This window comes from Aurantiacibacter arachoides, from assembly GCF_009827335.1.
Taxonomy (GTDB): Bacteria; Pseudomonadota; Alphaproteobacteria; order Sphingomonadales; family Sphingomonadaceae; genus Alteraurantiacibacter; species Alteraurantiacibacter arachoides.
Window position 1 is genome coordinate 1,498,954 of record NZ_WTYH01000001.1, and the last position, 19,347, is coordinate 1,518,300.

General features: G+C 66.2%; 21 protein-coding genes. 12 read left to right on the plus strand and 9 right to left on the minus strand.

Annotated features, from left to right (window positions below; all coding sequences use genetic code 11):
- Positions 1-61 precede the first annotated feature (61 nt).
- Positions 62-625, plus strand: coding sequence for an ATP-dependent Clp protease proteolytic subunit (locus GRI62_RS07280; RefSeq protein WP_131452687.1), 564 nt, complete (start codon positions 62-64; stop codon positions 623-625).
- A gap of 43 nt (positions 626-668) precedes the next feature.
- Positions 669-1,286, plus strand: coding sequence for a peptidylprolyl isomerase (locus tag GRI62_RS07285; RefSeq protein ID WP_131452688.1), 618 nt, complete (start codon positions 669-671; stop codon positions 1,284-1,286).
- A 20-nt stretch (positions 1,287-1,306) separates the two neighbouring features.
- Here GRI62_RS07285 and GRI62_RS07290 read toward each other — a convergent pair whose 3' ends face one another.
- The 5 genes from GRI62_RS07290 to sdhC form a co-directional block, all read right to left on the minus strand.
- On the minus strand, positions 1,307-2,062 hold the full coding sequence (locus tag GRI62_RS07290; RefSeq protein WP_131452689.1) for a polysaccharide biosynthesis/export family protein: 756 nt from the start codon (positions 2,060-2,062) through the stop codon (positions 1,307-1,309).
- Positions 2,063-2,194: 132 nt separating this feature from the next.
- A complete protein-coding gene (locus GRI62_RS07295) occupies positions 2,195-3,052 on the minus strand; it encodes a glycoside hydrolase (protein ID WP_234027388.1) in 858 nt (285 codons plus the stop codon).
- Complete coding sequence (gene sdhA, locus GRI62_RS07300) at positions 3,049-4,887, minus strand: succinate dehydrogenase flavoprotein subunit (protein WP_131452690.1); 1,839 nt, start codon at positions 4,885-4,887, stop codon at positions 3,049-3,051. The genes GRI62_RS07295 and sdhA overlap by 4 nt, the downstream gene beginning before the upstream one ends.
- Before the next feature lie 2 nt (positions 4,888-4,889).
- Positions 4,890-5,312 (minus strand): succinate dehydrogenase, hydrophobic membrane anchor protein, encoded by a 423-nt coding sequence (gene sdhD / locus GRI62_RS07305; protein WP_131452691.1) that lies wholly within the window; start codon positions 5,310-5,312, stop codon positions 4,890-4,892.
- A gap of 2 nt (positions 5,313-5,314) precedes the next feature.
- Positions 5,315-5,734: a succinate dehydrogenase, cytochrome b556 subunit gene (gene sdhC / locus GRI62_RS07310; protein ID WP_373282980.1), complete on the minus strand. Its 420-nt coding sequence runs from the start codon at positions 5,732-5,734 to the stop codon at positions 5,315-5,317.
- 73 nt (positions 5,735-5,807) lie between these two features.
- Here sdhC and GRI62_RS07315 point away from each other — a divergent pair, with 73 nt between their 5' ends.
- The 5 genes from GRI62_RS07315 (at position 5,808) to GRI62_RS07335 (ending at position 9,670) form a co-directional block, all read left to right on the plus strand.
- Complete coding sequence (locus GRI62_RS07315) at positions 5,808-6,533, plus strand: SDR family NAD(P)-dependent oxidoreductase (protein WP_131452692.1); 726 nt, start codon at positions 5,808-5,810, stop codon at positions 6,531-6,533.
- Between the two features lie 19 nt (positions 6,534-6,552).
- On the plus strand, positions 6,553-7,419 hold the full coding sequence (bla, locus tag GRI62_RS07320; RefSeq protein WP_234027389.1) for a subclass B3 metallo-beta-lactamase: 867 nt from the start codon (positions 6,553-6,555) through the stop codon (positions 7,417-7,419).
- On the plus strand, positions 7,416-8,312 hold the full coding sequence (locus GRI62_RS07325) for a 50S ribosomal protein L11 methyltransferase (RefSeq protein ID WP_131452694.1): 897 nt from the start codon (positions 7,416-7,418) through the stop codon (positions 8,310-8,312). The genes bla and GRI62_RS07325 overlap by 4 nt, the downstream gene beginning before the upstream one ends.
- Positions 8,309-9,016 carry a DUF2459 domain-containing protein gene (locus GRI62_RS07330; protein WP_131452695.1) on the plus strand — a complete coding sequence of 236 codons (708 nt, stop codon included), beginning with the start codon at positions 8,309-8,311 and terminating at the stop codon, positions 9,014-9,016. Before GRI62_RS07325 ends, GRI62_RS07330 begins: the two co-directional genes overlap by 4 nt.
- Before the next feature lie 156 nt (positions 9,017-9,172).
- Positions 9,173-9,670, plus strand: a complete 498-nt coding sequence (locus GRI62_RS07335; protein WP_131452696.1) for a YciE/YciF ferroxidase family protein — start codon at positions 9,173-9,175, stop codon at positions 9,668-9,670.
- A 93-nt stretch (positions 9,671-9,763) separates the two neighbouring features.
- Here the strand turns inward: GRI62_RS07335 and ligA are convergent, their stop codons facing one another.
- Together ligA and GRI62_RS07345 are read right to left on the minus strand one after the other, a co-directional pair.
- Complete coding sequence (gene ligA, locus GRI62_RS07340) at positions 9,764-11,824, minus strand: NAD-dependent DNA ligase LigA (RefSeq protein WP_131452697.1); 2,061 nt, start codon at positions 11,822-11,824, stop codon at positions 9,764-9,766.
- A 7-nt stretch (positions 11,825-11,831) separates the two neighbouring features.
- The gene (locus tag GRI62_RS07345) at positions 11,832-12,206 is read right to left on the minus strand and encodes a hypothetical protein (protein ID WP_188669322.1); all 375 of its coding nucleotides are present in this window, start codon (positions 12,204-12,206) and stop codon (positions 11,832-11,834) included.
- Here GRI62_RS07345 and GRI62_RS07350 point away from each other — a divergent pair.
- A complete protein-coding gene (locus GRI62_RS07350; RefSeq protein ID WP_131452699.1) occupies positions 12,193-12,642 on the plus strand; it encodes a hypothetical protein in 450 nt (149 codons plus the stop codon). The genes GRI62_RS07345 and GRI62_RS07350 overlap by 14 nt on opposite strands.
- A 200-nt stretch (positions 12,643-12,842) precedes the next feature.
- On the opposite strand, the gene recN is transcribed toward GRI62_RS07350, so the two are convergent.
- The gene (gene recN / locus GRI62_RS07355) at positions 12,843-14,507 is read right to left on the minus strand and encodes a DNA repair protein RecN (RefSeq protein ID WP_131452700.1); all 1,665 of its coding nucleotides are present in this window, start codon (positions 14,505-14,507) and stop codon (positions 12,843-12,845) included.
- Positions 14,508-14,554: 47 nt separating this feature from the next.
- On the opposite strand from recN, the gene GRI62_RS07360 reads away from it, so the two are divergent.
- Positions 14,555-14,962, plus strand: a complete 408-nt coding sequence (locus GRI62_RS07360; protein ID WP_131452701.1) for a PilZ domain-containing protein — start codon at positions 14,555-14,557, stop codon at positions 14,960-14,962.
- A 5-nt stretch (positions 14,963-14,967) separates the two neighbouring features.
- On the opposite strand, the gene GRI62_RS07365 is transcribed toward GRI62_RS07360, so the two are convergent.
- Positions 14,968-15,768, minus strand: a complete 801-nt coding sequence (locus GRI62_RS07365) for an outer membrane protein assembly factor BamD (protein ID WP_131452702.1) — start codon at positions 15,766-15,768, stop codon at positions 14,968-14,970.
- A gap of 156 nt (positions 15,769-15,924) precedes the next feature.
- On the opposite strand from GRI62_RS07365, the gene GRI62_RS07370 reads away from it, so the two are divergent.
- From GRI62_RS07370 to GRI62_RS07380, 3 genes are read left to right on the plus strand one after another with little or no spacing between them, the layout of a single operon-like run.
- Positions 15,925-16,662: a 2OG-Fe(II) oxygenase gene (locus tag GRI62_RS07370; RefSeq protein WP_131452703.1), complete on the plus strand. Its 738-nt coding sequence runs from the start codon at positions 15,925-15,927 to the stop codon at positions 16,660-16,662.
- A 20-nt stretch (positions 16,663-16,682) separates the two neighbouring features.
- Positions 16,683-18,281, plus strand: a complete 1,599-nt coding sequence (locus tag GRI62_RS07375; RefSeq protein WP_131452704.1) for a tetratricopeptide repeat protein — start codon at positions 16,683-16,685, stop codon at positions 18,279-18,281.
- Complete coding sequence (locus tag GRI62_RS07380; protein ID WP_131452705.1) at positions 18,278-19,198, plus strand: class I SAM-dependent methyltransferase; 921 nt, start codon at positions 18,278-18,280, stop codon at positions 19,196-19,198. Before GRI62_RS07375 ends, GRI62_RS07380 begins: the two co-directional genes overlap by 4 nt.
- Positions 19,199-19,347: the final 149 nt, after the last annotated feature.

The following is a 19,347-nucleotide window of genomic DNA, read 5'->3' on the forward strand; positions in this document are numbered from 1 at the left end:
GCAACGCCCGGCGTTTTCCCGCGCACCCGGAACGGCGGCCGGCGCAGGCGGTTCTCTCGCCATGACCAAGACCTTTCAGAAGCAAGACATTCTCGCCTGGCCACAGATTCGTCTTATCGGCAGCGTGGACGAAGCGATGTACGGCCAGTTTCGCGATCAGCTTTCTGCCGCGCCTACCGATCGGCCATTGCTCATCGCCATCACCACCCTGGGCGGTAATCCGGAAGTCGCCCGCGCCATGGCGGACGATGTGCGCCTGCTGCGCGAGGCGGGGCGCGACATCTGCTTTCTGGGCAAGGCGGCGGTTTATTCAGCGGGGGCGACGTTCATGGCGGGGTTCCCGGTTTCGCACCGTTTCCTGACCGAGGGCACCACGCTGCTGCTGCACGAACGGCAGATCGCCAAGACCATCAACCTGTCCGGTCCCTTGCGCAGCTGTATCGCACAGCTGAAAGGTGCGTTGCATGAAATCGAGCAATCCATCGCCATCGAGGAGCAGGGCTTTCGCGAGATCGTGGACGGCAGCGCGGTCGCGTTCGAGGAACTGCGCGAAAAGGCGCCGGACAACTGGTATATCCCCTGCGACGAGGCCCGCGATCGCGGGCTGATCGCCGAGGTCATCTGACGTCTCCATTGCTATGGCCCTGCGCGGAAGGCAGGATATGGGAATGAAACGCCTGCTCCCCCTCGCCTCGCTGCTGCTCCCGGCTACCCCGCTGTACGCGCAGGAAGCGCCCGAAACAGTCGAGGTGGTGCTGGAAACCACGCGCGGCGACATCGTCATCGCGCTCGAAACGGAGCGCGCGCCTATCACCGCGGGCAACTTCCTGCGCTACGTGGAGGAAGGGCGTCTGGACGGGACCGCGTTCTACCGCGCCATGCCTATCGATTGGGGCGAACAGCACAACGGCCTTATCCAGGGCGGCACCCGTTGGGACCCGGACCGGGTGTTGCCCGGCATCGTGCATGAGCCCACGACACAGACCGGCCTCAGTCATGTGCGCGGGGCCGTATCCATGGCCATGGGCGATCCTGGCACCGCGAACGGGGATTTCACGATCATGCTGGGCGATCAGCCCGGCCTGGACGCCAATCCGCAGGCGGACGATCCGGTCTGGCGCAATGGATACGCCGTCTTCGGCCACGTTACCCAAGGAATGGACGTGGTCGCGGCCATTCACGCCGCGCCGATCGATCCGGACGCGGGCGAAGGCTGGATGCGCGGGCAGATGCTCGCTGAGCCTGTCGTTATCGTGGATGCGCGCAGGGTGCCTGAAGCGTCCTAAGTCCCCGAGCGGCGTTCCCGCTATTGGGTCAGGACACGCTCCAGGATCACAAGAGGTGCGCTGAGCGCGGTCGTCAGGGTCAGAATCCTCTCCAAACGACGTCGGCCCGGCGAATCTCCAACCATCACGATGTCATTGGGGTACACGGTCGGATCGGCATAGTTGCCGCGTTGGATGCCCTCGACGTTATAGACGCCGATGTAGCGATCGTCACCCACCGTGCGAAAAACCAGCACTTCGTCGCGTGCAGCATATTCGTCCAGACCGCCACCCATTGCCACGGCTTCCATCAGGGTGATAGGCCCGTCGATCTCAAAACGCCCAGGCGAGGCAATCTCGCCGCCCACGGTGACGTATTGCTGAGCGCGCGCCGTTACCCGCACGGTCACATCGGGATTGAGAACGTAAGTCTGGCGAAAGCGATTTTCCAACTCGATGCCCAGCTCCTCAGGCGTGCGCCCGATGGCAGAGACCGATCCAATCAGCGGATAAGTAAACGTACCGTTCGCACCGACCTGCACCGTCCGGCTGAGGTCCTCGATGCCGAACAGAACGACCTCCAGCACGTCGAGCGGGCGCAACTGCGCGTCGGTGCTCACGGGCGCGAAATCGGCCACTGTCGGCACGGGCAATTCGGCTGCCGTCGTCACTTGGGATCCCGGCGCGCCGCCGAGCGGCGGCGTAGACGCGCAGGCTGCCAGCAGGGAAAGCGCCGCCAGCGCGATGATCTTGCGAAGATTTTGCAATGTCGGAACCCTTGTTACCTGCACCGTCACGGTTGGCGGTTTGCCTATGCATCTCTTGCAGCTTGCGCAACCGGTAACGCATCGGCGTGGCTGGACGATGAATGTGTCTTGGACAAGTGGCGGGGCGCCGGGGCCGCGTGAACGCGCCTGAACGATCCGCGTTCAGCACTCTTCCGCGGTGTTGCGCGGAATGGGTCCCGGTGGCACGCGGGCCTCGCTCATCCAGAACGGATCGCGGGCAAGCCGGTGACGAGGCGAATAGGCCTGCGCCAGCGCGGCGTAGAGCGCGGGATCGTAGGCCGCCAGGTCGGCGTGGTTCAGGATGCGCTGCCCGTCGACCACCACCAGCTTGTTCGAATCGAACCAGAACTGCGTGCCTTCCGCCCAGTATTCCTGCACCGTCGTCATGGCGTATTCGTTGAACCACATCCGCTGGCCTTGCGCGTTGGCATAAGCTGCCTCGACCTGGGCATAGAGCGCCGGGTCGGCCGCCTGTATTGCGAACAATACGTTGTGGGCGAATTCGTGGACGAGGATCGTCTCGCCGTAATAGCGGCTGGAGCGAAGGCCCAGCACGTCCTCCTCCGCCACCGCCGTGCGCTGCCCGCCGATGCCACGCGCGCGGGCATCCCAGTATGCGCGGTCGCTCAGGGCGCCGATGCGTTCATCATAATGCAGCCGCTCGCACCGGGTCAGGCGGATGTCGTCTGCGGCGGGTTTGGTCCAGTGCGCATTCTCGGGCAGATCGAGCAGCGCCTCGTCCTCGGCGATGACCGACACGGTGTAATCCTGCCGCACCAGTTCGGCCGCGAGATCGGGGCGGGTGGCGAGCATGTCCGCAATCATCGCCTGCGCGGCCGCCAGCGCTTCGTCGCGCACGCGGTCGCTGGAGCGGACGGGGATGCCGGCAGCGGCGACCTGCTTGGTGTAGAACGGCCTGTCCGGCGCCACAGGCATCGCCGCGCAGGCCGCCAGGGCGACCGGCGCGGCCAGCCAGGCGGTCCGCAAACGTATCGTCAATACACCCGCTTCTTGGGCGCGATATACGTGGCGTCGTCGGTCAGCGTGTATTCGTGCACCGGGCGATAGTCGATCGAGACCTTGCCGCCCTTCCCGCCCCAGCCTTCGAACCAGGCGATGGTGTGCTTCATCCATTCCGCGTCGTTGCGGTCGGGGAAGTCTTCGTGCGCGTGCGCGCCGCGGCTTTCCTTGCGGTTCTCGGCGCTCACCATGGTCACGTTGGCCTGGGCCATCAGATTGTCGAGTTCCAGCGTCTCTACCAGGTCGCTGTTCCAGATCAGCGACTTGTCGGTGACGTGGATGTCCTCCATCCGCTTGTTCGTCTCGGCCAGCTGGCGCACGCCTTCGGCCATCAGCGCGCTGTCGCGGAACACGGCGGCGTGCTTCTGCATGGTCTGCTGCATCTCCCGCCGGATCGCCGCGGTGGGCGAACCGCCGCTGGCGTGGCGGAAATGATCGAGCCGGCCCAGCGCCATTTCCGCGCTGTCCGCGGGCAATTCGTCATGGGCGGTGCCGGGCTTGATGATGTCCTTCAGGCGGTGCCCGGTCGCACGACCGAATACCACGAGATCGATCAGCGAGTTGGAGCCGAGACGGTTCGCCCCGTGGACCGAGACGCAGGCCGCCTCGCCAACTGCGAAGAGGCCGGGCACCACGTGATCCGGGTTGCCATCCGGCCCCAGCGTCACGACCTCGCCGTGATAGTTACACGGGATGCCGCCCATGTTGTAGTGCACCGTCGGGGTGACGGGCAGCGGCTGGCGGGTCAGGTCGACGCCGGCGAAAATCTTGCCGCTTTCGGTGATGCCGGGCAGGCGCACGGCCAGCACCGCGGGATCGATGTGGTCGAGGTGCAGGAAAATGTGATCCTTCTCCGGACCGACGCCGCGCCCCTCGCGCATTTCCAGCGCCATAGAGCGGCTGACCACGTCGCGGCTCGCCAGATCCTTGGCGGACGGGGCGTAGCGTTCCATGAAGCGCTCGCCCTCGGAATTGGTGAGGTATCCGCCCTCGCCCCGCGCGCCTTCCGTAATCAGCACGCCTGCGCCGTAAATGCCGGTGGGGTGGAACTGCACGAATTCCATGTCCTGCATCGGCAGGCCGGCGCGCAGCACCATGCCGCCGCCGTCGCCAGTGCAGGTGTGCGCGCTGGTGGCGGTGTAATAGCAGCGGCCGTAACCGCCCGTCGCTAGCACTACCGAATGGGCACGGAACCGGTGGATGGTGCCATCGTCCATACACATCGCGATCACGCCGACGCAGCGACGGTTGGCGCCCTCGCCCGTCATGATCAGGTCGATGGCGAAATATTCGATGAAGAAGTCCGCGGCGTACTTCAGGCTCTGCTGGTAGAGCGCATGGAGCATCGCATGCCCCGTGCGGTCGGCAGCGGCGGCGGTGCGCTGCACGGGCGGGCCTTCGCCCATGTTCTGCATGTGCCCGCCAAAGGGCCGCTGGTAGATCGTGCCATCCTCGTTGCGGCTGAAGGGCACGCCCGCGTGCTCCAGCTCATAAACCGCGGCGGGCGCCTCGCGCACCATGTATTCGATGGCATCCTGGTCGCCCAGCCAGTCCGATCCCTTGACGGTATCGTACATGTGCCACGACCAGTGATCGGGCGAATTGTTGCCGAGGCTGGCGGCGATGCCGCCCTGCGCTGCGACCGTGTGGCTGCGAGTGGGGAAGACCTTGGTGATGCAGGCCGTCTTCAGCCCCGCCTCGGCAGAGCCCATCGTGGCGCGCAGGCCGGAACCGCCCGCACCAACCACGACCACGTCATAGGTGTGGTCGATGATCTTGTAGGCAGGCTGCGTGGTGCTGGTCGTATCGGTCATGGTCACATGCCCCCCGCGGCTGCCGGAGCGACCGGCGCCGGTGCGCCCGCTCCCGTCACGATCAGGAAAAGAAAGAACAGCGCCGCCACCGCGCCCACGATGGTGAACAGGTTCAGCGCCAGAATTACCGCGAAACGGTTGCCGATGGCGTGGACGTAATCCTCGATCAGAACCTGCAGCCCCAGCCGCGCGTGCCAGAAGGTGGACACGATCATCAGCGCCACCATCAGCGCGGGCAGCGGCCCCGACAGCCAGCCGGTGACCGTCGCGTGGCTGAGATCGGGCAGCAGCAGCAGCGATACGATTAGGAACAGCACCGTCACCAGGTTGCCGACCGCCGTGAAGCGTTGCAGCAGCCAGTGGTGCGAACCGTGATGCGAGGAACCAAGGCCGCGCACGCGGCCGATGGGAGTGCCCAGGCCCATAGTCAGATCCCCCGCTCTACGATGATATACAGCCACACGATCGCGGTCAGCAGCACGCCCGAAGCGATCGATACCCACGAATAGGTGCGGTTGGTATCCAGATCGTAGCCCGCGCCGGTATCGAGCACGAAGTGGCGGATGCCCGAACTCGCGTGGTTGAAGAACGCCCAGGTCAATCCGATCAGCACGGCGATGCCATACCAGCTGCTCGCGTGATCGGAGAAGGTGGCATAGGCATCCGGTCCGCTGGCCAGCGCGCCCAGCCACCACCCCAGCACGCCCAGGCCGACGATCGCCATGCCGTCTCCCGATACGCGGTGGAGGATCGAGACCGTCATGTGCGGCCCCCATTTCCAGATGCTGAGATGCGGCGATAGCGGGCGATCGGCCATGGTAATTCCGTTGCTTGCGTGGGTCGCCATCCCTCTAGCGAATGCGCGGCGCGAGGCAAGCGCGGCCTTTCGCCCGTCTGTCGGCATCGCTATGGCGGGGTCCATGATCAACATTCTCGTCACCGGATCCAGTCGCGGCATCGGCCAGGCCATCGCCGACCAGCTGCGCGAACGCGGCGCACGCGTCGTCGGCCATGCCACCACCCGGATCGACGAGGAGACGATTCCCGCCGACTTTTCCGATCCCCCCGCTGCCCAGGTGTTGTGGCAGGATGCGCTGGAAATGCTGAACGGGCGGATCGACGTGCTGGTCAACAACGCCGGCCTGTTCGCCGCCAACCCGATCGACGGGTCCGACATCGAGTGGCTGGACAACTGGGAGGATACGCTGCGCATCAACCTGACCAGCGCGGCGCAGCTCAGCCGGTTCGCGGTTCGCCACTGGCAGGATAGGGCGCGCGGCGGCAGTGCGCCTGGCGGCAGGCTGGTCCACATCGCCAGCCGCGCCAGTTATCGCGGCGACAGCCCGGCGCACTGGCACTATGCCGCGGCCAAGGCCGGCATGATCGGGATGCACAAGTCCATTGCGCGCGGCTATGCTGCCGAAGGCATTCTCAGCTTCGCCATCACACCGGGTTTCACCGACACGGGCATGGCCGAGGACTATCTCGCCAGCCGTGGCGGGCCGGGCCTGCTGGCGGACATTCCGCTTGGCCGCGTGGCCGAACCCGAGGAGATCGCCGATATCGCGGTGTTCTGCGCGCTCGATGCCCCTGCCAGCATGACCGGCGCCGTGATCGACGCCAATGGAGCCAGCTTTGTCCGCTAGAACCCTTGCCGCCGCAGCGTTGATCCTGGCCACGGCCGGCTGCGCCACCACGCCTGCCGCCCCCGCCCTGACGCCTGCAACCCTTGCGCAGAAACAGGCGCAGTGCGCAGGCAAGGAAGATAGCTGGGTTGCCCCCGCGCCGCCGGTCCGCGTGTTCGGCAATACCTACGATGTCGGCACCTGCGGCATCACCGCGCTGCTGGTCACCTCGGCACAAGGGCACGTGCTGGTCGACAGCGGAGCGCCGGACGTTGCCGGTCAGATCGTCGCCAATATCCGCGCTCTGGGTGCTGACCCGGCGCAGGTCGCATGGGTGCTGTCCAGTCATGAACATTATGATCACGTCGGCGCGACGGCCCAAATCATGCGCATCACCGGCGCGCGCGCGGCGGCGCTGTCTGCGGCACGTGACCAGCTGGAAAGCGGACGCGCGCTGCCCGAGGATCCCCAAGCCGCCAGTCTCGCTCCGTTCGAAGGTTTCCCGGTTGCCCGCGCCTTGCGCGATGGCGAAACCCTGATTGCAGGTCCGCTGGCCTTTACCGTGCATGCCAATCCGGCACACACGCCCGGCTCCGCCAGCTGGACCTGGCAAAGTTGCGAAGGGGCAATCTGCCGCACCATGGCCTATGCCGACTCGCTCTCCACACCTGCCGCAGATGGCTATCGCTTCGGCGATCACCCGGATTACGTGGCCCAGGTGCGGCGCGGGTTTGCCGCTGTTGCAACGCTTCCCTGCGACATCCTGCTGACACCGCACCCTTCTGCCAGTCGGCTGGGGGAACGCATGGCTGAGGGCTCGCTTGTCGATGCCGGCGCCTGTCGCGCCTATGCCGCCCGGTCCGAGGCCGCGTTCGACGCCATGCTGGCGCGGGAGAATGCGCGATGAGCTGGAAACTGTCCGCCGTCGCCCCGCGCGAGAGCATCGAATCCGCGCTGGACGCTGCCGAGGGCCGGGACGACGGCATGGTCCTTACCGCGTTCGAGGTCGATCCTGCCGATGGCGAGATCTGGCAGCTCGATGCCTATTGCGAAGGCAAGCCGGGCAAGGCCGAGCGCGCCGCTATCCTCGCGCTGTTTGCCGGCACCGCGCCGGATCTCTTGGCCGAGGAACTGCCGGAAACCGACTGGGTTACCGAGAGCCAGCGCGGCGTCGAACCGATCCGCGCCGGCCGCTTCCATGTCCACACGCCCGACCATCCGGCAAGCGACGAGCGCGGCATCACCAGTTTCTGCATTCCCGCCGCCCAGGCATTCGGCACCGGTCACCACGAAACGACCGCCGGGTGCCTGACCATGCTCACTGCCATGCACGCCGCCGGGCTGCGCCCGCGCCACGTGGCGGACATCGGCACGGGCACGGGACTGCTCGCCTTTGCCGCGATGGACCTGTGGCCGCGCGCCGTGGTCACCGCCAGCGACAACGATCCGGTGTGCGAGCCCGCCGTGCTGGAGAACGCCCGGTTCAACGGCGTGGCGCTGGGCAAGGGCCCGGGCGAACTGACCATGCTGATAGCGGAAGGGATGGACGCCCCGCTGCTCGAGGCTGCCGCGCCGTTCGACCTGCTGATCGCCAACATCCTCGCAATGCCGCTGATCGAAATGGCGCGGGATTTTGCCGAGGGTGTCGCGCCGCGCGGATCGATCCTGCTCTCGGGCCTGCTGACCCGGCAGGAAGACGCGGTGAAGAACGCCTACCGCCGCGCAGGATTTCGTCTGCAGAGCCGCCTCGTTTCGGGCGACTGGTCTATTCTGTGGCTGCGGCACCGGTATCGCGGATGATACGCCGCGCCATCCGCGTCGTGCTTGGCACCATCGCGGTGCTGGGAGGCGTGGTGGCAGCCTACCTGCTCGCCGGGTGGGTCGGCAGCTCCCTCCCTCGCAATACCGACTGGCAGCAGCCTGCCGAAGGGGTGGTCCTTCTGGTGGAGACCAACGGCACCCACACCGGCATCGTCGTTCCCGTCGCCAATGCCATCAAGGACTGGCGCGAGACATTCCCCAATGCCGGCCGCGTGGCACCCTTTTATGGCGAAATGCCCACGCATCTTGCCATCGGTTACGGCGAGCGCGAGGTTTTCCTGGGCGTGCCGACCTGGAGCGATCTCAGCCTTGCCACGGTGCTGCGCATCGCCAGTGTTGGCGGGGAGGCGGTGATTCGCGTCAGCCCCTACGTCCGCCCGGCGCCGGGGGACAATTATCGCCCCATCACCATCACCCAGACGCAATACCGCCGCCTCGTCACCGCGATCGAGCGCGAACTGCCCGCCATTGCCGCCGGTGCGGACCGCCGGGAATTGCGCGGCACCTACGCTCTCGACAGCTACTACGAGGCGCTGGGAAGCTATAGTCTGGTCAACACCTGCAACAGCTGGGTCGGCGCGCGACTGGCGGAGGCAGGCCTGCCCATGGGGCGCTGGACGCCGATGGCGGGCGGCGTGATGAAATGGATCCCGCGCCCCGCAAATATTCGACAAGCGACCTGACAGCCCACAATTGTAAGTCGGCAGGCTCGGACTGGCGACAATGCAGCCCGCTTGGTCGCTTGTCCTCCTTGGCGGCGGATAGACTGCGATGCGCCGCAGTTGGATAGACAAGCGGCGCTATCGTGCCCGCCTTCCACGACATGAGGAGAAGCCACAATGTCAGCCCCCAAGAACCTCGAAGATTGCTACACCCACGAGTTGCAGGACAACTGGTCCGCCAACGACCAGATGGCCAAGGTCGTGCGCGAACTCGCCGATAAGACCAAGGACAGCAAGCTCAAGGACCGGTTGACCAAGAGCGCCGACGGCATCGACAAGCACACCGAGACTGTAAAGTCGCTGCTGGAAGACTTCGACATTTCCGAAAAAGAGCACTGCAAGGGCATGGAAGGCCTCGTGAAAGAGGCAAAGAAGCACGCCATCGAAGAGGACATCGAGAACGACGATGTGCGCGATGTCATCATCATCTCGCAGTATCAGCGCATGTGCCATTACGGCATCTGCGGCTTCGGCACTGCCAAGGCCTATGCAGAGGCGCTGGGCAAGAAGGACCACGTGACCAAGCTCGATACGATCACCGCCGATTGCTATCAGGCGGACCAGAACATGACCGATCTGGCCGAACGCTGCCAGAACATGCAGGCCAAGGCCTGATTGATCTGGTGTGATGGAGGGGAGCCGGGATGCCTTCGGGCGTTCCGGCTCCCTTCGCTTCTAACGTGCGCGCCGTGAATGCTCGGTTCCGCCTTATCCCGCCGCGTCGGCCACGATCGTTGCCCAGCCCGCCTCGTCGATAACCTCGATTCCCAGTTCGGCAGCCTTCTTGAGCTTGCTGCCCGCACCGGGCCCGGCCACGATAAGGTCGGTCTTGGCACTGACCGAACCGGCGACCCTGGCTCCCAATCGCTCGGCTTGCGACTTCGCCTCGTCACGACTCATTGTTTCCAGTTTACCGGTGAATACCACCGTCTTGCCGGCAACCCGGCTGTCGATCGTGGCAACTTCGAAACGGGGTGGGTTCACTTGCGAAAGCAGATCGTCCCACACGGCACGATTGTGCTCCTCATGGAAGAAATCGCCTAGCGCCTCCACCACTGCAGCGCCGATCCCATCGATGGCAGTCAATTCGGCGGCAGCCTCCGCGTCACCTGCCCTCGCCTTCTCCGCCGTATCACGAACCGCGGACAAGTCGTGGAAATGCTTCAACAAGTCGCGCGCCGTTACGGCGCCGACATGGCGGATGCCCAGGCCGAACAGCAAGCGCGCCGCATCTGGCATCCGCTTGGCTTCGATGGAGGCCAGCAGATTGTCTACGGACCTCTCCTTCCAACCCTCCAGCGCGAGGATGGCGTCCCGCCGCCGTCGCAAGCGGAAAATGTCGGCGGGGCTTTCCAGCCACCCGAGGGCAAAGAACTGGTCGATCGTCTTCTCGCCCAGACCCTCAATGTCGAGTGCGGCGCGGCTGACAAAATGTTTCAATCTTTCCGTGCGTTGCGCGGGACAGATGAGACCGCCCGTACAGCGCACGTCGACCTCGCCCTCCTCCGCCACGGCCTCGCTGCCGCAGTCGGGGCAATGGTCCGGAAAGGCGAAGGCCGGGCGCTGCTCGTCGCGGGTCAGGTTCTCGACCACCTGCGGGATCACGTCGCCCGCGCGCTGGATGATGACCCTGTCGCCAGGCCGCGCACCGAGGCGAGCGATCTCGTCCCGGTTGTGGAGCGTCACGTTGGTGACCGTGACCCCGCCCACCAGGACCGGAGCAAGACGGCCGACCGGCGTCAGTTTGCCCGTCCGTCCGACCTGGATGTCGATGGCCTCGATCACGGTTTCAGCCCGCTCTGCCGGGAATTTGTGCGCCAAGGCCCAGCGCGGTGCCTTGGCGACGAAACCCAGCCGCGCCTGCCAATCCAGCCGGTCAACCTTGTAAACCACGCCGTCGATATCATAAGGTAGATCAGCGCGTTGCGCGGCGATTTTCGCATAATGCGCGAGCATCGCATCCACGCCCTCGACCTGTGCGAAAAGCGGGCTAACGGGCAGGCCCCAGCTTTCGATGACGCGCACGACGTCGGCCTGGGTTTTACCCGGCACTTCGCTCGCCGCGCCCCAGCCGTGCGCCCAAAACCGCAGGGGCCGCGCGGCGGTAACGCTGGCATCCTTCTGCCGCAAGGAGCCTGCCGCCGCGTTGCGCGGATTGGCGAACAGCTTGGCGCCCGCTGCCTCTTGCGCGGCGTTGAGCGCAGCAAAGTCCGTCTTGCTCATGTAGACCTCGCCGCGCACCTCGAACAGGTCTGGAGAATTCCCGGCAAGTCTTTGCGGAATATCCCTAATGTGGGCGACGTTGGCAGTGACATTCTCGCCCACGCTGCCATCTCCGCGCGTCGCGGCGAGAACCAGTTTGCCGTGCTCATAGCGCAGTGAGCACGACAGACCGTCGATCTTGTCCTCGGCAGTGAAGGCGACAGGCTCAGCCTCGGCGAGCGACAGGAACCTGCGCACCCGCGCCACGAAGTCGGCCACCTCCTCTGGCGAAAAGGCGTTGTCGAGGCTCATCATCCGCACCGCATGGGTGACCTTGGACAGGGGCGAGGCGCTGACCTCGTGTCCCACGCCCTGCGACGGCGAGTCCGCCCGCACCAGGTGCGGGAAGGCAGTCTCCAGCTCTGCGTTGCGGCGCACCAGTGCATCGTATTCGGCGTCGGAAATATCCGGCGCGTCCTCGGCATGATAGAGCCGGTTGGCGCGCGCAATCGCCTTGGCCAATCGCATCAGTTCGTTGGCGGCGTCAGCTTCTGAGATGTCCAACATCGAATGACTATTGCGCGATGATCTGCGGGTCGCTGGTGAACTGCCAGGCGTCGCCCTGCCATACGGCGGTGTAAAGCTGGCTGGGCGAGGCGGCGCCCTGCACATTGTAACTCGCCCAGCCGGTGCAACGGCTGTCGGACTGGCAGGTGAAGCTGTGCAGGGTGTGCACCAGCGCCGGTTCCTCCGTCTCCTGGTCCATCCACCCTTCGGCCGTCAGCGTGCAGCGCGACAGCGGCGCGAGCTGCGGGAAGCGGGCGATCAGTGCCGTTTCATCAGCGGGTGCCAATGCCACCGCCTCACGCCCGTCGTGCACCGCGGCGCAGACCGTGGGCGGATCGGTGATGTCGGCGGAGAAGTAACTGGCGAGAATGTTCTCCATCATCGCTACCTGCGGCGCGTCCTGCCGCGCGGCAAGCGCGGGCAGCGCGCCCGGTTCGCTTTCCGGTGGCGTTGCGACGCAGGAAGAAAAGACCAAAAAGGCCGAAGCAAGCGACTTTCTCATTTCACACAACCCACCTGTTCAAGCGTTCAATTTCAACCCAGCGCCGACCCCTGCGCTGCATACGATAAGTATTTCCGCTCGCATGCGTTTCTATTCCGACAAGGCATTCAAGGCTCGACGGGCAGACCAGGCCGGAAATTTTGAGATGGCCTGCCTCCTCACCATCGGGGCCGAAGTAATAAGTCAAAGCCCCAAACATGCCGAAATCACCCTCGACGACATGGGATGTGCATTCACCATCAAGGACTGGGATCAGTCCTATGTCACGCAATTCCTGGGCGACTACAGGCATGTCCAAGCTGACTTCCGTGGATAGACACAGGAACTCGTTTTCTTGCGACGCTGCGATAGCGGCGAAGCCTTCCTCGCCTACCCAACCTAGAAGAAACGATCTGATGCTGGCAGCGACAGCACGGGATTCGTTTTGCCGGGATTGTGGAGGAGGAGCGGAGATTGCGCTGAGCAAGCCGATAATCCCGCACAAGCCGCCAGCAAAGAAGGCCGCCCCGCGATCCATCACACCCGCTCCAGCAACCGATCCGCCTGCGCCCGCGCCTCGGGCGTAACCTCCGCGCCGCTGAGCATGCGCGCGATTTCTTCCTGGCGCCCGCCCTCGTCCAGCCGCGCGACGGAGGTGCGGGTGACGGTGCCCTCGTTGGATTTGGCGATCAGATAATGCATGCCGCCACGCGCCGCGACCTGGGGCGAGTGGGTGACGGCAAGCAGCTGCCCGCCATCCGCCAGGCGCGCGAGCCGTTCGCCGATGGCACTTGCCACCGCGCCGCCCACGCCGCGGTCGATCTCGTCGAAGATCACCGTGGCCGCCCCGCCCTGCTCGGCCAGCGCCACCTTCAGCGCCAGGATGAAGCGGCTGAGCTCGCCACCGCTGGCGATCTTGCCGAGCGGGGCAAAGTCGGCGCCGGGATTGGTGGAAATGAGGAATTCGACCGCGTCCATGCCGCCCGCGCCCCAGCGCTCCTCGGGCAATTCGCGCACGTCGGTGCGGAAACGCGCGGCATCGAGCTTCAATGGCGCCAGTTCGCCCGCGACCGCTTTATCCAGGCGCTCGCCAGCGGCCACGCGGGCATCGTGCAGCGCCCGGGCGGCCGTGCGGTAGGCTGCGCCTGCCGCCGCCTCTGCGCGTTCGAGATCGGCGAGATCGGCGTCCCCCTGTTCGATCGCGTCGAGCCTGCCGCGCAGCGACCGCATTACCTCGGGCAGGTCATCGACCTGCACCGCGTGCTTGCGCGCCAGCGCGCGCAATTCGAAAAGGCGCGTTTCAATCCGGTCCAGCTCCAGCGGATCGTGGGTGAGCGCCTGCGCGGCGGCCTCCAGCTTTTCCTCCGCCTCTCCCGCCTCGATTACCGCGCGATCGAGTGCGGCCAGCGCCTCTGCCAGCAGGGGATGTTCGGGTGCGATCCTGTCCAGCTTACGGGCCGCCGAACGCAGGCGAGCAAGCGGGGAATCCGACCCGTCCCACACCAGGCGCAGGTCCTCCAGATCGCCCTGCAGCTTCTCGCCCTTCTGCATGTCGGTGCGCGTGCCGGCCAGCGTCGCCTCCTCGCCGGTTTCCGGCTCCATCGCGGTCAGTTCGGCAAGATGCGCAACCAACAGGTCCTCGTCCGCCCTTGCCTGCGCAATGCCGGCGCGTGCCGAGGCCAGCGCCTCGCGCGCCGTGCGCCAGGTATCCCACGTCGCGGCGACACCTGCCGCCTCGGCGCCGGCGAAGCGATCGAGCAAGGCCCGGTGGCCGCGCGGATTCACCAGCCCGCGATCATCGTGCTGACCGTGCAGTTCGACCAGCGAACCGGCAAGCTGGCGCAGCAGCGCGACGCCCACCGGCTGATCGTTGACCCATGCCTTCGAACCGCCGTCCGCCTTTACCCGCCGGCGCACGATCATCGCCTCGCCCGGTTCGATCTCTACCTCAGCCTCGGCCAGCGCCTGGACGATGGGGACAGGTAGCTGCTCGAATTCGAAACTGGCGGTAACGCTTGCCTGCTCCTCTCCGGCACGCACCAGTGCGCTGTCGGCGCGTTCGCCCAGCACCAGGCCCAGCGCATCGAGCAGGATCGACTTGCCCGCACCCGTTTCCCCGGTCAGCACGCCAAGACCCGGCCCGAAAGCGAGGTCGAGCGCGTCGATCAGCACGATATTGCGAATGGCGAGCGTGGTCAGCATGGCGTTGTCGCCTCTGGCAATAAGGCTCGGCCCGTCGCGGCGCAACGATGGCCGGTCGCAATTGGGTGGAGGAGTCTGAAATTGTTAAGGTGTTTATGGCGAAGTGCAGACTGGAAGTCCTGGAGGGTCATTTCACCATGTCGGTGCTCACCATACGCGCCCATCGTCGCTACGCCTTGCGGATGCCTGTGCGCCTGCAGGGCGAAGGGCGCACGACCGCGCCCTGCTTGCTGATCGAACTGTCGCAACAGGGCGCCCGGCTCAGCAACCTGGGGCAGGCACAATTCCAGCCCGGTGATCCGGTGCGGTTGCTGACCGGCTGTGGCAAGGACCTTGCCTGCACCGTGCGCTGGGCCCGCGAAGGGCGCGCCGGTTTGCGTCTCGACCAGGCACTTCATGCCTTCGAAATGATCGAGCTGCTGGATGTGAACCGCCGCGAATACGCTGCGGCGTAAGGCGTTCAGCCCCCCGTACGCTCGGGCGTATGGCGTTCCATCAGCGCAAAGGCGCGTTCGTACCATTCGTTGCCCGGATAGTTCGCGCCCAGCACTGCGGCATAACGCTGCGCCTCCTCGGGCACGCCGATCGCCAGGTTCGATTCGACCAGGCGGAAGAGCGCCTCCGGCGTGTGGCTGGTGGTCTGGTAATCCTCGACCACGTTCTGGAACCGCAGAGCCGAAGCCAGCCATTGCCCGGTGCGCTGATAGAACCGCCCGATTTCCATTTCCTTGCCGGCCAGGTGATCGTTGACGAGATCGATCTTGGCCCGCGCATCGGCGGCATAGGGGCTGCGCGGATAGCGTCGGACGATTTCCGTCAGCGCAGCCTGCGCCTGCCGGGTAATGGCCTGATCGCGCTCCACGTCGCTGATCTGCTCGTAATAGCTCATGGCGATGAGGTAATACGCGTAAGGCGCATCCTGATTGCCCGGGTGGATCTGGAGGAAGCGCGTCGATGCCTGGATCGATTCGTTGTAATCGCGATTGGCATAATAGGCGAAGGCGCTCATCAACTGGGCGCGGCGGGCCCACGGCGAATAGGGGTGCTGGCGCTCCACCTCGTCGAACAGAGCCGCCGCGGTTTCCAGATCGCCGCGATCGAGCCGATCCTTGGCGGCGGTGTACAACGTTTCCACGTCGCGCGCGACGTAGGCGACGTCGGTCGCACTGCCACCGCTGCCGCCCCCACCCGCACAACCGGCCAATACCGTGGCGGAAGCCGCCGCAACAAGCGCCGTGCGCATCGTCTTCGTCGAAATCATGCCGAGGCCTATAGCTATGCGCGGGCTGAACGCCAAGTGAAGTCGACATGGTGAAATCGGCACGGCGAAGTCGCCACGTGCTCACGATCCCCATCTGCAGGGCCGCCGCGCGTGCAGGCTGGCAAATTGCGCCGGGCTTTCCTATAGCCTGAGCCGATGGCGAGGCCCCTTTTCGAACTCAACCCCGATCTCGATCGCGACGCGCTGGCGGCCCGCTTTGCGCGCGATACGCGGTTGCAGATTGCCGATGTGCTTACCGATGCCACCGCGCGTGAACTGCGCGGCATCATGGAGCACGCGACGCCGTGGGGCGTGGCGTTGCAGGCCGGGGCGACCGGCACCGCGCGCACGTTCCACGCCGCCGACATGCGCGACCCCGCGATCGCCCACGAGGCGCTGGAACTGGGCAAGGCGACCGACCGCGCGGCCGCGCAGCGCGATTACGCCTATCGTGCCTTGCGCTATTCGCTGGTCGAAGGCGTGCAAAAAGGCTGGCAGCCCGGCGGCCCGTTCGAGATCCTGCTGGAACACCTGAATGCCCCGCCGTTCCTGCAACTGATGCGCGAGGTGACGGGCATCCCGGCTCTCGCCAAGGCCGATGGCAGTGCCAGCTGTTTCGGCCCGCAGCATTTCCTCGGCCGGCACATCGACAGTCACATGGCGGAAGGCTGGCGCATCGCCTACGTCCTCAACCTGACGATCGACGACTGGCATCCCGACTGGGGCGGATACCTGGTGTTCTACGACGACGCGGGCGACATCGTGCAGGGGTTCCGGCCGCAGTTCAATACGCTCAACCTGTTCGCGGTGCCGCAAAGCCATGCGGTCACCTACGTCCCGCCTTTCGCGCCCAAGGGCCGCTACGCCATCAGCGGTTGGCTGCGCGACCGGTGAGCGGGCCAGGGTCGGGGCCGATGCCGGGGGGCGAGGCAGCGGCGGCCAACAGCGCGGGCCATGCGGCGATGAAGGCAGGTGACGCGGCGACGGCGGCCAGGCAGTTTGCCCGCGCCGTCGCGCTGGCGCCCGATGCATTCGACTTCCGGCTCAATCATGCCATCGCGCTCAACGCCGTGGGCCGGCCGGCGGAGGCCCTGCAGGCCCTGCGGAGGGTCGAGGACACCGGGCGGGCCAATGCCGCCTATTGTTCGACGCGCGGCACCGTGGAGCGCGCCCTGGGTGACAAGGCTGGCGCCGCGCAGTGGTACGACCTAGCCCTCGCGCTCGACCCGCAGCGACCCCGCGCCCTGCATGGCCGGGCACGCACCGCCATCGAGCGCGGCGAGCCCGATGCGCTGGTGCGGTTCGACCAGGCGCTGGCGGCCAACCCGGCCGATCCCGATCTGTGGCTGGGCAAGGCGCAGGCGCTCGATGCCTTGGGCCAGCGTGCCGATGCGCGGGCGCTGATGGAGCAGATCGCCGCGCAGGCACCGGCCTGGGGCGAAGGGCTGCGGTTCCTGGCCCAGTTGCGACTGGCTGCAGGCGAGAGCGATTTCGCAGCGCACTACGCCGAGGCTGTCGAACGGGTGCCCGGCGATCCGGGCTTGCCGGTCGAATGGGCGCGCGTGCTCTCCGGCCATGACCGCAACGGCGAAGCGGCGGAGGTCATGGCACGCGCGCGCGCGGCATTCCCCGATATGCCCCGGCTGGCCCTGCTTCACGCCGGCTACCTGAGCGCCAGCGGCGACGATGCGCAGGCGGAAGCGCTGTTCGCCGCCAGCACGCTCGAAGACGAGGAACGCCTGGTGCAGGAGGGGCGGCACGCGCTGCGGCGCGGCGACCTCATGCGCGCGGAAACGGTGCTGTCACGCGCCCTTGCGCTCAACCCCGACAGCATCGCCGGCTGGGCCCTGCGCGATCTGGGCTGGCGGCTGTCTGGCGATGCCCGGCATGACTGGCTGCACGGGCAGGACGGGCTGGTGCGGATGGTGCCGCTCCGCGATGCCGACAAGGTGCTGCCCCCGGCCATTGCGCGCCTGCACGATCTGCACGACAGCGCCTCCTTCCCGCTCGGCCAGTCGCTGCGCGGCGGCACCCAGACGCGCGGGCTGTTGTTCGACCGGCACGAACCCGAATTCGCCGCGTTGCACGGGGCGATCCGGGACACGCTGGACGATTACCGCAACAACCTCCCACCACACGACGCGGCGCATCCGCTGTTGAAACATCGCGACAGGCAATGGCACGTCACCGGATCGTGGTCCGTGCGGTTGTCGCACGGCGGCGACCACCACGCCCCGCACCTCCACCCGGAAGGCATCGTCTCATCCGCATGTTATTGCGAATTGCCGGGTGAGGCTGCCATGGCCACGCACGAACGCGCAGGGTGGATCGAACTGGGTCGGCCAGCACCGGACCTGCGCCTCGACCTGCAGCCGATCGTCTCGCTAGAACCTGTGGAAGGCCACCTCGCCCTGTTCCCGAGCACGCTCTATCACGGCACCCGGCCGTTTCCACGGGGGCGGCGGATGACGGTCGCCTTCGACGCGACGGCGAACCAGGGGATGCGTCGATGAGCGACGGGGACGGTGACCGTGCGGCGTGGGAAGCCTTCTGGCGCGAAAACGGCACCGCCCAGTGGCGGGTAGGCAGTTGCCTGCCCGCAGCGCAGGCACTCGCCCACATGGAGGCGCAGGTCTGGTCGGCGTTTGCCAAGACCTTGCCGGCCAAGGCCCGGGTACTCGACTTGGGAACGGGCGACGGGCGGGCGATGGCCGCATTGCTGCGGGCGCGGCGGGACCTGAAGCCGATCGGCATCGACATGGCCGGCACCCTTCCCCCGCCCCCACGCGGAGCAAAGATGCTGCCGGGCGTGATGATGCACGAACTGCCCTTCCCCCCCGCCCATTTCGCCGGGGTAATCAGCCAGTTCGGTTTCGAATACGGAGACATCCATGCGACCGCAGCGGCAATCGCGCGGGTGTTGCAGCCCGGCGGCAGAATCGGCCTGATCGTCCACCGCGAGGACAGCCCGATCATCGCGCATAACCGCGAACGCGCGGGCCAGATCAGGTGGGCGCTGGAGGACCAGGGGCTGGCAGACAAGGCCCTGCGCAACCTGCAACTGCGCGCCTCCGGTATCCTCGCGCTTCCCAGCGATATTGCGGAGGCGCCCGAGCGCGCTGTCAGCCTGTTCGGCCCGCAGTCCGCTGGCTGGGAAATTGCCGAGGCCATCTGCCGCACGCTGCTTTCCAGCAGGCACGAGATGCCTGCCCAAACTGCGGCCATCGTCCGCCAGATCGTGGCAAAGGCCAAGGCCGAACTTGGCCGCATCGGTTCGCTCGAACGGGCCGCGCAGGCCTCGGGTCTGGGCGAAAAGATTGCCGCAGCCATCGTGGCCACCGGGATGATCGCCGAGGTAACCGGCGCCTTGGACGATGGCAAGGCCGCCACTCCGCTGGCGACCTGTCTCACCTTTCGCAAGCCGCGATAACCCAGTCCAAGCGCCGCGCCCTGCCGGTTCGCCTGTAAGGCGCGGCTCCGCTTTGCAGAACCGCGCGTTCGCCGCGCTTTCGCTAAATAGAATTCCGTCGGAAAAAACAAAAAAGGGCGGGAGACCCGAAGGTCCCCCGCCCGTTTTGT